The sequence below is a fragment of the Sorangium sp. So ce375 genome (genome assembly GCF_051473855.1).
GTDB lineage: Bacteria > Myxococcota_A > Polyangia > Polyangiales > Polyangiaceae > Sorangium.
Genome location: NZ_CP150335.1, coordinates 9,558,523 through 9,571,733, shown reverse-complemented (window position 1 = coordinate 9,571,733; position 13,211 = coordinate 9,558,523). Strand labels below are relative to the sequence as shown.

At 68.5% G+C, this 13,211-nt stretch carries 5 protein-coding genes; 3 read left to right on the top strand and 2 right to left on the bottom strand.

What is annotated here, in order from left to right; all coding sequences use genetic code 11:
* Window positions 1–121: 121 nt before the first annotated feature.
* Entirely contained in the window at window positions 122–1,333 is a 1,212-nt protein-coding gene (locus WME90_RS35735) for a hypothetical protein (RefSeq protein ID WP_437276538.1), read from the bottom strand.
* Window positions 1,334–2,690: 1,357 nt separating this feature from the next.
* Here WME90_RS35735 and WME90_RS35730 point away from each other — a divergent pair.
* Together WME90_RS35730 and WME90_RS35725 are read left to right on the top strand one after the other, a co-directional pair.
* Window positions 2,691–8,657 (top strand): AAA family ATPase, encoded by a 5,967-nt coding sequence (locus tag WME90_RS35730; protein WP_437276537.1) that lies wholly within the window; start codon window positions 2,691–2,693, stop codon window positions 8,655–8,657.
* On the top strand, window positions 8,654–10,828 hold the full coding sequence (locus WME90_RS35725; protein WP_437276536.1) for a response regulator: 2,175 nt from the start codon (window positions 8,654–8,656) through the stop codon (window positions 10,826–10,828). Before WME90_RS35730 ends, WME90_RS35725 begins: the two co-directional genes overlap by 4 nt.
* A 119-nt stretch (window positions 10,829–10,947) precedes the next feature.
* On the opposite strand, the gene WME90_RS35720 is transcribed toward WME90_RS35725, so the two are convergent.
* The gene (locus tag WME90_RS35720; RefSeq protein WP_437276535.1) at window positions 10,948–12,474 is read right to left on the bottom strand and encodes a hypothetical protein; all 1,527 of its coding nucleotides are present in this window, start codon (window positions 12,472–12,474) and stop codon (window positions 10,948–10,950) included.
* A gap of 313 nt (window positions 12,475–12,787) precedes the next feature.
* On the opposite strand from WME90_RS35720, the gene WME90_RS35715 reads away from it, so the two are divergent.
* Window positions 12,788–13,207: a GFA family protein gene (locus WME90_RS35715; protein ID WP_437276534.1), complete on the top strand. Its 420-nt coding sequence runs from the start codon at window positions 12,788–12,790 to the stop codon at window positions 13,205–13,207.
* Window positions 13,208–13,211 lie beyond the last annotated feature (4 nt).

The following is a 13,211-nucleotide window of genomic DNA, read 5'->3' as shown; positions in this document are numbered from 1 at the left end:
TTCGCCATCTTTGAATCTTTGAATCTTTGAATCTTCGAATCTTCGAATCTTCGAATCTTCGAATGTTTGAGCGCCTCGGTCGGTTCAGCACGTCGAATCCGACGTGGCGACGTCGCGGCGGCTAGGAGAAGATATAGCACGTGTCCAGCGGCAGATCCGACGACCGCGCGCACACTTGGCTCGTGAACTCTCCGATCGTCGCCTCGCCGTCGTTGCCCGCGCCCAGATACGTCGCCAGGAGCTCCGCTGCGGGCTGGACGTCTGCCACAAGGATGGCCCGGACCAGCTCGTGGGCCAGGGCGAGCATGCCACGCCGTAGCGAGCCCACCGAGACCTCGATCTGGTCCCCTCGCAAGGTGGCATAGCCGTGCCGCGCGAGGAACGTGAGCTCGAGGACAGCCGCCTCGGTGTCATGGAAGAGCGCTCTGCCACGCGTGATAAAGCGGAGCATCTCGCCGAGGAAGCAACCGGCGGCCAACTCCTCGCTCAGGGCGAACTTGCCGCGGATCAGCGGCGAGCTCACGAGCAGGTAACCGACGCAATCGGCGAGCGCCTCCTCGAGGATGCCAGCATCGAACTCGCCGAGGGTGCTCCGGAGCCTGGGTATGCTCGTCCGTGGCAGCCGCACGGAGTGCCCGAGGTCATGCCCCTTCATCCAGGTGAGCAGGCACGTGGCCACCTGAGCCGGGGTCGGAGCATGGGGGAGGCTCGCGGGGACGAAGCGCCGTAGCAGCGGGAAGCTGCTGTTGAAGAAGCGGTGCGTGTAGAAGTTCCGGAACGCCACGGTGCGAGCGATATCGGAGTCGATCAGCTCGTCCTCGGGGAAGAAGTACGCAAAGTGCTTGGGATCTAGGTTCGCTTCGCCGCCGCACGCGACGATGTCGAACACGCTGAAGCCCGGAGCCGGAGCGAGGTAGATGTCGTTGTTGCCGAGGGCGGCACGCAGCTCCTCCGCCGCCGTCGCCTCGTTCAGCAAATCCAGCGTCTCGTTCATCGCGCGGACGGGCACGCCGCACACGAAGGAGTGGAAGGCGCGCTTCGATTTCTTGACCCAGGTCTTCAGCGGGCCGCAGAACAGGAAGAGCTCCTGCTCGCGCGCCCCGTGCAACCGCTGGATGACCGCGCGGTCGCTCAGGGAGGCCTCGCCGCGGAGCACACGGCAACGGGTCAGCAGCGCCTCGCGGTCGCTCGATGACCGCAGGTGGGTGCCGATCTCCTGGATCAGGTCGACGGACTCGCGCACGAGGCCCCGCTTCAGGGCGTCGGCGTTCGCCCAGCCATTCAGCTCTTCAAGCTCCCGGACGGCGTTGGCGAGGAGCGAGAGCTTCGTCAAACTGCCCGGTATGACGCGTAGGTGCTCCGGAAGAGAATCGGATACGCAGATGGGCAGGCTCGCTACAGAATAGACTGATTTGGATGGCCAGGGCCAAAGACTCTCTGCCTCAGGCCTGAGCTGAATGTCATTGATCAAGTTTGGCATCGTGCATTCCATTGAACGGTCGACATGATGAAGCCTCACGCCCCGAAGAGCGTTGGGCGCACCTGAAGAGCGCCTGGCAGCAATGAAAAACATGCCTGCGCGAGCTAGCGCGGCTGAAGAAGTGACTGAAGTGCCCTCGTCGGACACGGATATCGTCGGGGGCACCGTCCCCGCACCGCGGCGAGGAGCCTACGGGTCGACACCAGATGGTATCGAAAAATAACGGCGTGGAGGTCTCCCCACGAAGAATCCTCTCAGCAATACAAGCGTCGTCTCCAAGCGATGGAGACATTCACGAATCTGTAGACCGTGAACCGTAGTGGGGAACACTAAGCTGGTCAACTGTATTTTATTTGTGCGGGTCTGCGCAGTCCGATGCCTGCACGGGCGTGTGGTTGCTGTGGGGACGTGTTACTGTAACATTTGAGTGATGTTGAATGATTTGCAGCATGCCATGCACGCGTGGCGTGCAACGGGCAGCGTCCTGGCGGCGATTACCGTCGCAATGGATCGATGACAGGTTTGGCCCATGTTCGGTGCCGGTGTCCCGATCGCAGGAGCGCTGGCGTCCGGCGCGCTTCGGCACCCACGTCTCCTAGGTCAACCAGGGGGAGAGCTTGTAACGCAATGCCGGAGTGATGCGGGCGCGGAGCGGCGGCGGCGACGCGTCGGTCGCCATCGCCGCAGAGCAAGGAGCGCCGTCCGGCATCGCCCTCGACTCGAGCCGCGCGTATTGGACCAACGGGCTCCGCAGGAACGGCACCACCGTGAGCGCCTCGAAGTCACCGGCACCGATTCAACTTCATTCAGTGGAATCAGCGCCCGGAATACTCCGGGCTGGTGTCCGGAATGTGGCTGGTGTCACTGTGGTCGGGACATGACCAGACGTCTGGCCACGGAGAGCCAGACGCCCCGAGACGCTACGGTTGAGCTCTAGCGCCGCGTCGCGTCCTCAGGAGTACCACAGTCCTGCTTCGTCGAGCGGCCTGCTGTGCTCATCCCGCTTACCGTCCCCGAGGTGGGCCGCCTGCCCTGGGCGCCGCAGCGGACCGCGCCAGTCGGGAAGCGCGGGGACGAGCACGGCTTTGTCGTGCGGCAGAGGTTGCCCGAGAGATTCCCCAGAGGGCGGATCGCCGGTCGCATTCCGCACCGCTCGATACTACGATGATGCTCGGATACCAGCGCCCCCGAAGGCGGCGAGGGGAAAACGATGGAGCTGCGGGATTACACGCTGGAAAAGGTAATCTACGACGGCAACGAGACACGGGTATGGCGCGCGGTCCATGTCCCCTCGGGGGCGCGCGTGGCAATCAAGATCCCGGTGGCCGAGGTGCCCAGTCCGCGCGTGCTGGGGCGGCTGGTCCACGAGCACCAGGTGCTCGTGCAGCTCGCGGAGGTGCCCGGGGTGGCGCGCGCACGGGCGCTGGAGCAGCGGGGCGGCACGGCGGCGCTCGTGCTGGAGGATCCCGGCCTCGGCTCGCTCGATCGGTTGCTCGCCAGGCAGGGACGCTTGCCTGTCGGGGCCGCGCTGCGGCTCGGCCGGCTCCTGTCACGGGTGCTCGAGGGAGTACACGCCGCTGGCGTGATGCACAAGGACATCAAGCCGCAAAACGTGCTGGTGGACGAGGCGTGCGAGAGGATCACGCTGCTCGACTTCGGCATCGCCTCGCTGCTCTCCCAGGAGGCGACCGAGGCGAGCATTCCCGAGGCGCTGGAGGGGACGCTTGTCTATATTTCCCCCGAGCAGACGGGGCGCACGGCGCGCGCGCTCGATATGCGCACGGACCTGTACTCGCTGGGGGTGACGCTCTTCGAGGTGATGTCGGGGCGGCTGCCGTTCACGGAGCGCGATCCGCTCTCGCTTGTGCACGCGCACCTGGCCAAGGACCCGCCCCCGCTCGACTCCGTCGCCCCGGAGGTGCCGAGGGCCGTGGCAGCCATCGTGGCGAAGCTCCTGGCGAAGGATCCCGAGCGACGCTACCAGACGGCGCGCGGCGTGGCGGAGGATCTGGAGGAGGCTCTCCGGCAATGGGGCGAGCGGGGCACGGTGGAGCCGTTCGGCCTGGGAAGAAAAGACTTCTCGCGCAGGCTCCGGCTGCCGCAGGTGCTGGTGGGGCGGGAGCGCGACGTCGAGCGGGTGGGCGAGTCCTTCGCGCGCGCCGCGCAGGGCATGACGGAGCTCCTGCTCGTCGGCGGCCCCTCGGGCATCGGCAAGACGGCGCTTGTGCGCACGGTCTACAGGGATATCGCGCAGGCGGGGCGCGGGCTCTTGATCGCGGGCAAGCACGATCAGCTCGCGCGGTCGACGCCTTACGCGGCGCTGGCGCAAGCGTTCGGGGCGCTGATGAGCCAGTGGCTCTCCAGCTCGGAGGCGGTGCTCGAGGCCTGGCAGGAGCGGATCCGGCGCGAGGTCGGGGACAACGCGCGGCTCATCGCGGACGTGGTGCCGGAGCTCGATCTGGTCATGGGCAAGCTGCCGCCGGTGCCGCCGGTCGAGGGCGAGCAGGTGCTCAACCGGCAGAAGCTGACGTGGCTGAATTTCGTGCGAGCCGTCACGGCGCCGAACCCGCCGCTTGTGATGTTCCTTGACGACATGCAGTGGGCCGACAGCGCCACGCTGATCATCCTGCAGACGCTGCTGACGGACGTGGAGCGCAAATCGCTCCTGGTGATCGCGGCGTACCGCGACAACGAGACGCCGCCCGAGCACCCGCTGTGGAAGCTCGTGGAGGCGGTGGAGAAGAGCGAGGCGAAGGTCTCGCGAATGACGGTGGGCCCGCTGTCGGGAGAGCAGGTGCAAAAGTGGTGCTCGCGGACGCTGGAGAGCGAGCCGGCGCGGGTGGAGCCGCTCTCGCGCGTGCTCTCGCACAAGACCCGCGGAAACCCCTTCTTCCTGGAGCAGCTGCTGCTCTCTCTGCACAGGCAGAAGCAGGTGGTGAGGGACCCGGAGAGCGGGGCGTGGCTGTGGGACCAATCGTCGCTGGAGAAGGCGGGCGTCACCGACAACGTGGTGGCGCTCTTGACGGACAAGGTGCGTGAGATGCCCGAGCCGACGCAGCGGCTCCTGGGGCTCGCGGCCTGCGCGGGCCACACGTTCCACCTGCAGGACCTGGAGCGGCTCAGCGGGTGGGAGCGCGCTCCGGTGACGGGGGCGTTATGGCCGGCGCTGGACGCGGAGCTGGTGGTGCCGGTCGACGGGGCCTACCGCCCCGCGCAGGCGCTCGGAGGCATTGGCGCGGCGGCGCTGGACGCGGCGTACCGGTTCCTGCACGACCGCGTGCAGCAGGCGAGCTACGAGCGGATCTCGCCGGAGCAGCGGGTGCTCGCGCACCTGGAGATCGGCCGGCGGCTAGAGGCGCGTTATCGTGCCGAGGGGGGGACAGCCCCGCAATTCCTGGAGCTCGTGCGGCACCTGAACCTGGGCTCGGCGCGGATCGAGTCCGTGAAGGAGCAGAAGGAGCTCGCGCGGCTGAACCTCGAGGCCGCGCGCACCGCGAAGTCCGCGAGCTCGTACCGATTGATGGCCAACCTGCTGGACAGCGCGCGGGCGCTCCTCGGCGAGCGGGCCTGGGAGCGCGAGCGCGAGCTGTCGGCGGAGATCGGGCTCGAGCGCCTGGAGGCCGCCTATCTGCTGCGGGAGTTCGACGATGTCGAGGCGCGGGCGCTCGCCCTGCTCGACAGGTCCCTGCCGGAGGTCGCCTGGCTCTCGGCGCAGGAGATCCGCACGCGCTGCTGTGTCGCCACGGGTCAGTACGCGCGGGGAATCGGGCTCGGGATGGCCGCGCTCGCGAAGCGGGGCATCACGTTCCCCGACACGGACGAGGCGTGTCAGGTGGCGCTCCTGCGAGAGTCCAACGCGCTGGATCAATGGCTCGAGCACGACCCGGACGGGTTCGAACGAATGCAGGTCGATCCGTCGCTGGAGCACCGGCTCATCGATGCTCTGATGACGCAGGCGCAGCTCTGCGCGATCTATGGTGGCCGGCCGATGTTGTATTCGCTCGTCATCGCCCGCATCGTGTCCGAGGCGATACGGCGGGACGCGCTCACGCCTGCTGCCACCTTCATGATCTGCAGCTTCGCCAACGCGTGGTCCGTGGCGACGGGCATGTATCGCCGTACCATGCGCTGGCTCACGCCCGGCGTGCGCGCCGCAGAGCGTGTGGGCTCCCCGATGCTCCCCGAGTGCCTCGCGCTCAAGGGCATCTACCTGGGCCACTCGAGGCCCATCGATGAAGCGTCCCCCGTTTACGAGCAAGCGATCGCGGCCGGCCTGAAGATCGGGTCGTTTCAAGGCACGAGCTGGGGCCTGCTGTGCGACCTGCTCTACTACCGGGTGTGGCGCGGCCTGCCGCTCGGCCAGGTCGATGCGCAGCACAAGGCTCGCTGGGAGCTGGTGCAGCGCGCGGGGGACGCGGTCGGGCGACACCATTTCGAGCTTGTCGCGTCCTTCTGCGAGGTCTTGATGTCTCCCGACGGCGCCAAGGACCTCCTCGAGGAGGAGCCGTTGCCGCGAGGTTCTCGCTCCCTCCTGGCCGATGGGGACAGGTACACCGGCGGGTTCGCTCGGATGCTGGAAGGGTATCTCTTCTGTGCTGTCGGCAAGTGGGAGCGGGCGCTGTCGAGGATGCGGGAGGCGGAGCAATTCCAGGCAGATGTGCTCGGGATCCCGATGGTGACGGACATCGCGCTCTTTCTCGCGCTCGCAGCGGCGAAGCGCTGGCCCGACGCCGCCACGAACGAGGAGCAGGCGCGGCTGCGGCAGCACATCGAGCACAGCCTTACGCGATTGCGCTACTTCACCGAGGGCTGCGAGGCGAATTTCCTCCACAAGCTGCGCCTCGGCGAGGCGGAATACGCCCGCGCCCTGGGCAAGCCCGAGGAGGCAGCGGCCAAGTACGACGAGGCCATCGAGCTGGCCCGCGAGCACCGCTTCCTGCACATCGAGGCCCTGGCAGCCCAGCTCGCCGCCGAGTTTCGACTGGAGGCGGGCAAGAGCCACGTCGGAGCGATGTACCTGCGAGAGGCCCGCGATGCCTACACGCGCTGGGGCGCTCACGCCGTGGTCGCCCATCTGGGCGCGAGGTATCCCGCCGTGCTCAACGTGTCCATGCCCGAGTCGGCCTCCGATCGGACGACCGTGACGGCGACCACCACGACCACGGGCGGGTCCACGGGCGCGCATTTCGACGTGAAGACCGCGGTGCGCGCGGCGCAGGCGCTCTCGGGCGAGCTCGACCCGGGGCGCGTGGTGGGCCGGCTGATGGAGCTCACGCTGGAGAACGCAGGGGCGCAGCGCGGCGCCCTCGTGCTCAGCGAAGGGGAAGCGCTCTCGGTCGTCGCCCGGCTACGGGTGGAGGGGACCCGCATCGAAGCGGGGCTGTCGGAGCCCCTCGGGCAGAGCCACGACGTGCCGGTCTCGGTGGTGCAATACGCGGCCCGCACGGGCGAGCCGGTTGTGACAGGCGACGCGAGGTCCGACGCGCGCTTCGCGCGCGACCCGTACCTGGCATTGCACGCGGTGCTCTCGCTGCTGGCGCTGCCCTTGACGCATCGGGGCCACGTGGTAGGCGTGCTGTACCTGGAGCACCGCGACGTACCGTCGGCGTTCCCTCCAGCGCGCGTGGAGCTCTTGTCGGTGCTCGCCTCGCAGGCAGCGATCGCGGTCGAGAACGCCGTGCTCTACCGGGACCAGGAGGTCAAGATCCAGGAGCGCACGGCCCAGCTGCGGCTCGCCAAGGAGGCGGCCGACCGCGCCAATCGAGCGAAGAGCGATTTCCTCTCGAGCATGAGCCATGAGCTACGCACGCCCCTCAATGGCATCCTGGGTTACGCTCAGTTCCTCATGCGAGCGCCCGAGCTCTCGCCGAAGAGCCGCGAAGGCGTGCAAATCGTGAAGAAATCGGGCGAGCACCTCTTGGCGTTGCTCAACGACCTCCTGGACCTGGCGAAGATCGAGGCCGGCAAGATGGAGCTCGTCCCCCGGAGGTTCGACTTTCCCTCCTTCGTGCACAACGTGGTGGACCTCTGCAGCGTGCGCGCCGAGCAGAGGGGCATCGCCTTCACCCACGAGGTGCGGGGCGCGGCGCTCGCCGCCGTGCACGCCGACGAGAAGCGCTTGACGCAGGTGCTCCTGAACCTGCTCGGCAACGCCATCAAGTTCACCGAGCGCGGCGCGGTCACCCTGCTCGTGGACGTGCTGGACGACGGCGGCGATGGGCAGCGCGAGGTGCGCTTCCGGATCGAGGACACGGGCACCGGCATCGCCCTGGAGCACCTGGCGCGCATCTTCGACCCCTTCGAGCAGGTGGGAGACCAGAAGGTGAAGAGCGAGGGCACCGGGCTCGGCCTCGCCATCAGCAAGAGGATCACCGAGCAGATGGGCGGAACCATCGATGTCGAGAGCGAGCTCGGCAAAGGCAGCGCGTTCACGGTGACGCTCACGCTCGCCGAGGCGCTCCCCCTCTCGGCCGCCGACGAAGCCCCGGGGTGGGACACGATCACCGGCTATCGCGGCGAGCGCCGCAAGATCCTCGTCGTGGACGACAACCCCGGCAACCGCGCGTTGTTCCGCGATCTGCTGGTCCCCATAGGCTTCGACCTCGTCGAGGCGGACGGCGGGGAATCGGCGCTGCGGCTGGCCCTGGAGCACAGGCCGGCGCTGATCCTGATGGACCTGGCCATGCCAGGCCTGGACGGCTACGAGACCACGCGCCGCCTGCGGCAGATGCCCGAGCTCGACGGCGTGGTGATCCTGGCCTCGTCGGCGAACCTCACGGCCGCCGAGCAGCCGAAGGGGGCCCACGCCGGCTGGGACGACTTCCTGCCCAAGCCGGTGCATGCCAGCGTGCTCTTCGAAAAGATAGCGCGTTTCCTGGGCGTGCAATGGACGTATGAGCCGGCGCGAGCCGCGGCCCCCACCGCGGCGAAGGGGGACAGCGCGCTGGTGCCGCCCTCGACCGAACAGCTGTCGCGGCTGTCGTGGCTGGTGGCGTCGGGCCGCATCCGGAACGTGCTGGCGGAGGCGGAGCGGATGCAGCAAGACGAGCCGCGGCTCGGCCCCTGGCTCGATCAGCTGCAGACGCTGGCGCGGACCTACCAGATGCGGAAGCTGCAGGAGTTCGTCGAGGAGCACGCCGCGGTGGGCCAGGCGGTGGCCGATGGTCAGCGATCATGAGCAGAGCCTCCGCGCCCGGCGCTCGTGAGGGCACGATCCTCATCGTGGATGACATGCCCGCCAACCTGGCCTTGCTCGTGGATCACCTGGAATCCGCAGGTCATGAGGCGCTCGTCGCCGAGGACGCGGAAGCCGCCTTGAAGCGGGCCAGCCTCATGAAACCCGACCTGATCCTGCTCGACGTCGTGATGCCCGGGATCGACGGCTTCGAGACCTGCCGGCGCCTGAAAGCGGCCGAGAGCACCCGAGACATCCCGGTGATCTTCATGACCTGCCTCGGAGAAGTGGCGGACAAGCTCGTGGGGTTCGAGGCGGGGGGCGTAGACTACATCACCAAACCGTTCGAGATCGAAGAGGTGCTCGCGCGGATCAGGACGCATTTGAGCTTGCGCGCGGCACAAAAGGAGCTCGAAGCGAAGAACGCGCAGCTCCAGCGGGCCCATCAGGAGCTGGAGCAACGGGTGCGAGCGCGCACGGTCGAGCTGGCGAGCGCGAACGCCGCCCTCAAGGTGGAGAACGCCGAGCGCCGGCGCGCGGAGGTCGCGCTGCGCGAGAGCCAGCGTCTGCTCCAGGCCATCGTCGACAACGCCACCGCGGTCATCTACGTCAAGGACCTCGAAGGCCGCTATCTGATGGTCAACCGCCGCTACGAAGAGGTATTTCATGTGACCACGCGGTCGGTCATCGGCAAGACCGACTATGACTTGTTCCCCGTGGAGCGCGCCGACGCATTGCGCGCATCCGACCGGCGGGTGGCGGCGGCCGGGGAGCCGCTGGAGATGGAAGAGAGCGTGCCCCAAGACGATGGGCTCCACACGTACCTCTCGATCAAGTGCCCGCTCCTCGACGAGTCGGGCCGATCGTATGCGGTGTGCGGGTTTTCCACGGACGTCAGCGATCGAAAGCGGACGGAGGCGGAGCGGGAGATGCTCCTCTCTCGCGAGCAGGCGGCGCGGGCGGAGCTCGAGCGTACCGGGCGGCTGAAGGATGAGTTCTTGGCGCTGCTGAGCCACGAGCTGCGGACGCCGCTCACCGCGATCCTCGGCTGGTCGCACTTGCTCCGCATGCGCGGCCCATCGGACGAGATCCTCGGCCGGGCGCTCGGGACGATCGAGCGGAACGCGCGGGCGCAATCCAAGCTCATCGACGACCTCTTGGACATGTCGCGCATCGTCAGCGGGCGGCTGAGCCTCGACAGGGAGGTGGTCGATCTGGGCGAGATGCTCGAAACGCTGCTGGAATCGGCGGAGCCGACGGCGAAGACGAAGGGGATCCGCCTGGAGCTCAGCGTCGGGTCGGCTGGAGAACAGGTCATGGGCGACCCGAATCGCCTCCAGCAGATCGTGTGGAATCTGCTCAGCAACGCGATGAAGTTCACGCCGCAGGGCGGGCAGGTGAAGTTATCGCTGCGTCGCGAGGGGTCGTACGCGCACCTGTCGGTGAGCGACACGGGGGCCGGCATCGATCCGGCGTTTCTGCCGTACGTATTCGAGCAATTCCGGCAAGAAGACGCTTCGACCACGCGCGAGCACGGCGGGCTGGGCTTGGGTCTCTCGATCGTGCAGCACCTGGTGGAGCTGCACGGGGGGACGGTGGAGGCGGCCAGCGCAGGGAAGGGTCAGGGGGCGAGCTTCACGGTGAAGCTGCCGCTCGAGGCCAAGCGCGCCGAGGCCCTGGCCGGAGGAGAGGCGCCATCGACACCGCAGCGCCGGCCATCATGGCACCGTGGTGGGGAGCTCGTGAATTTGAAGGGGGTGCGGGTGCTGGTGGTGGACGACGAGCCGGACACGCGAGAGCTGCTCCTGCGAATACTGGCGGAGTGCCAAGCGGAGGTGCGGACGGCGGGTTCGGTCGTGGAGGCCCTGGCAGAGCTGGAGCGAGACCAGCCGATGGTCCTTGTGAGCGACATCGGCATGCCGCAAGAGGGCGGGTATGAGCTCATCCGGAAGGTACGGCAATTACCGCAAGAGCGTGGGGGGGGCGTGCCGGCGCTGGCGCTCACCGCGTTTGCGCGCGCCGAGGACCGCGCGCAGGCGCTCATGGCCGGATACCAGATGCACCTGGCCAAGCCGGTGAAGCCGCCGGATCTGGTGGCGCACGTGGCGACCTTGGCCGGGCGAATCCACGGTGGGGGCGAGGTGAGCCCCGATGGCCGCGTCCGCTCAGTGTAGCAGCGACGGTGCCGCCGCGGGCTGTACGGCACCGCCGGTTCGCACCGCCGCGAAGCCTGGAACACCGACAGAGAGCAACATGGAGGCGGGCGCTGCGGCCTCGAACTACCTTGCAGCCTTCACCGCTTTGCGGCGCTCCCCAGCTCAGCCGGGAGCGCAGCGTCGAGCCAGGCCTCGAACGTGCTCGAGAGCGCGCAGGTCGCCGCGCCGCCGCAGAGGTCGGCGCGCTTGGCCGCAAGCTCGCTCGCGAGCGCGTCCCGCGCGGCTCCGAGCGCGCGCGCGCAGACGAGGTTCTTCGCCGTCTGAGCGACGTTGACGCCGCCGCCGGTCGTCACGACGATCGCCGCGGGCTTCTGGCCGCACGCGCGGCCGAGCGCCGCCGTCGCGGCGGCGTCGGTCGCGGAGAACGAGCCGTCCTGCGCCGAGTGGAAATAGAACTTCGGCCCGGTCACGCGCGACGGGCAGCTCTTCACGCCGCAGTCCGCGCCGAGCCACGCGACGAAGGGACCGTAGCTCCCGAGATCCGGCCGCATGTCGTGGTCGAGGTGCTCGATGCCGAGTCCGCCGGAGGTGCTCGGGGCCTTCGAATAGGCGGACACCGCTCCATTCGAGAACGTCCAGATCGGGCTGGGCGCCGCCGGCTTCGCGCCCGCGGCAAGCGCATTGAGCTCGTAGGGGACGATGAGCTCGTCATTGCCGTCGTCGTCGAAGTCATAGACGTTGAGCGCGGAGATCGCGAGTCCCCCGGGCGCGACCTCGATGGTCCCGAGCGGCGCCGCGGAGCGCTTCCCCTCGAGGTCGATCCGCACGACCTCGATGTCGAAGGCGAGCGCCCGCGCCGCGCCCTCGCCGGCCCCCGCGAACCGCGTCAGCGACAGCGCCCAGGAGCCGAGCCCCGCCGGCTGGCAGACCCCGAACTTCGGCAGGCGCGTCGCTTCGGCCGCCGAGATCTTCTCGGGCCCTTCGAGCTTCTGCGCGTCGGAGATGCGCGCTCGGTTCTCATCGAGGAGCGTCTGGCAGGCGCGCCGGTGCGACACAACGGAGCCGGCCCAGTCGAGCTTCGCGTTCGTCCCGTCGATCTGGAGCTCGTAGCGCGTATCGGTCCACTCCAGCGTGACGGTCTGCTTGGCTCCGGCCCGGAGCGGTACGACGAGCCGGAGCTCGCCGCGCTCGTCGGCGCGGACCTCGTTCGAGGGGCCCGCGTCGGGGTCCTGGCCGGCGCCGTCGGCCGCCACGGGCTCGCTCGGCTTCTCGGCCGCGGCCTCCGGGCTCGGATCCTGGATCACGGCGCGAACGGGGTGGCCTCCGGTCCCGTTCTTCTTCCGGCAAAGGAGCTCGAGCCAGCCGTCGAGGCTCTTCGCTTCGCAACCGAGGCCGACGGCGCTGGCGATCGACTCGCTGCGGCCGTCCTTGAACGACGCCGGCGCGGTCGACGATGGAGCCGGCTCGGCGGGAGCCGGCGTCGCGGGCGCGGCGGCCGACGGCGCTGCCTCCGCGGCCGGCGAAGCCGTCTCCGCAGGGGCCGCCGCGGCCGGCGCGCTCGAGCCGGCGCTCGGTCCCGAGCTCGCCGCCGGCAGGCCAGCCTCCTCGGATTTCTGGCAGCCAACGAGGATCCCCAGCAGCAAGCAAGCGCTCAATGTCTTCATGGTCGGGTGCGCTGGATCTAGCAGCCTGCGTACCACGCCGGAAGCACGGCGAAACGCCGCTGCCGGCCCAAGGAGCGGCCCCGGCGCGTGTCGGTGCGGCCACGGCGCCGTGTTCCCCTCATCCCGAAGTGTCGACACGGCGGTTGACCGACGGCTAAGCTCTCCCCACGGTCGGCGCAGGAGCGCGCGGGCAGACGCGGCTCGGCCGTCGAGCGAGGCGGCGCGCCGCAGCGGCTCGCGACCTCCAGTCTGAATCACATCGATAAACCGTGCATTCCACTCAATCGCGGCGTCAGGCGCCTGGAGAGAACAGATGAGCGAGTCCAGCATTCACGGTGGTTGTCTTTGCGGGACGGTGACGTTCGAGGTCGATCCGCCGTTCAAGCTCATGGCCCATTGCCACTGCTCGCGGTGTCGCAAAGGCACGGGCGCGGGGCACGCCACGAATCTCGCCGTTGATCCCAGCCAGCTCCGATGGCTGTCAGGGGAAGAGGCCATCACACGCTACGATCTGCCCACGGCGAAGAGCTTCGGCAAGTGGTTCTGCAGCCGCTGCGGGTGTCCGGTGCCGCGCCTGAGGCGCAACGGCGGGTTCATGGTCGTCCCGGCCGGCTCGCTGGACACGGCGCCGCCCATGTCTCCGACGGATCACATCTTCTGGGGATCCAGAGCGCCGTGGAGTTGCGACAGCGGAGGCCTTCCAACCCACGACGAGTATCCGGCGTCCTGGTAGGGCT

What these genes read in the sequence shown, in the direction of transcription:
- WME90_RS35730 (WP_437276537.1), top strand. Translation starts at nt 2,691, where the DNA reads ATGGAGCTGCGGGATTACACGCTGGAAAAGGTAATCTACGACGGCAAC.
- WME90_RS35725 (WP_437276536.1), top strand. Translation starts at nt 8,654, where the DNA reads ATGAGCAGAGCCTCCGCGCCCGGCGCTCGTGAGGGCACGATCCTCATC.
- WME90_RS35720 (WP_437276535.1), bottom strand. Translation starts at nt 12,474, where the DNA reads ATGAAGACATTGAGCGCTTGCTTGCTGCTGGGGATCCTCGTTGGCTGC.
- WME90_RS35715 (WP_437276534.1), top strand. Translation starts at nt 12,788, where the DNA reads ATGAGCGAGTCCAGCATTCACGGTGGTTGTCTTTGCGGGACGGTGACG.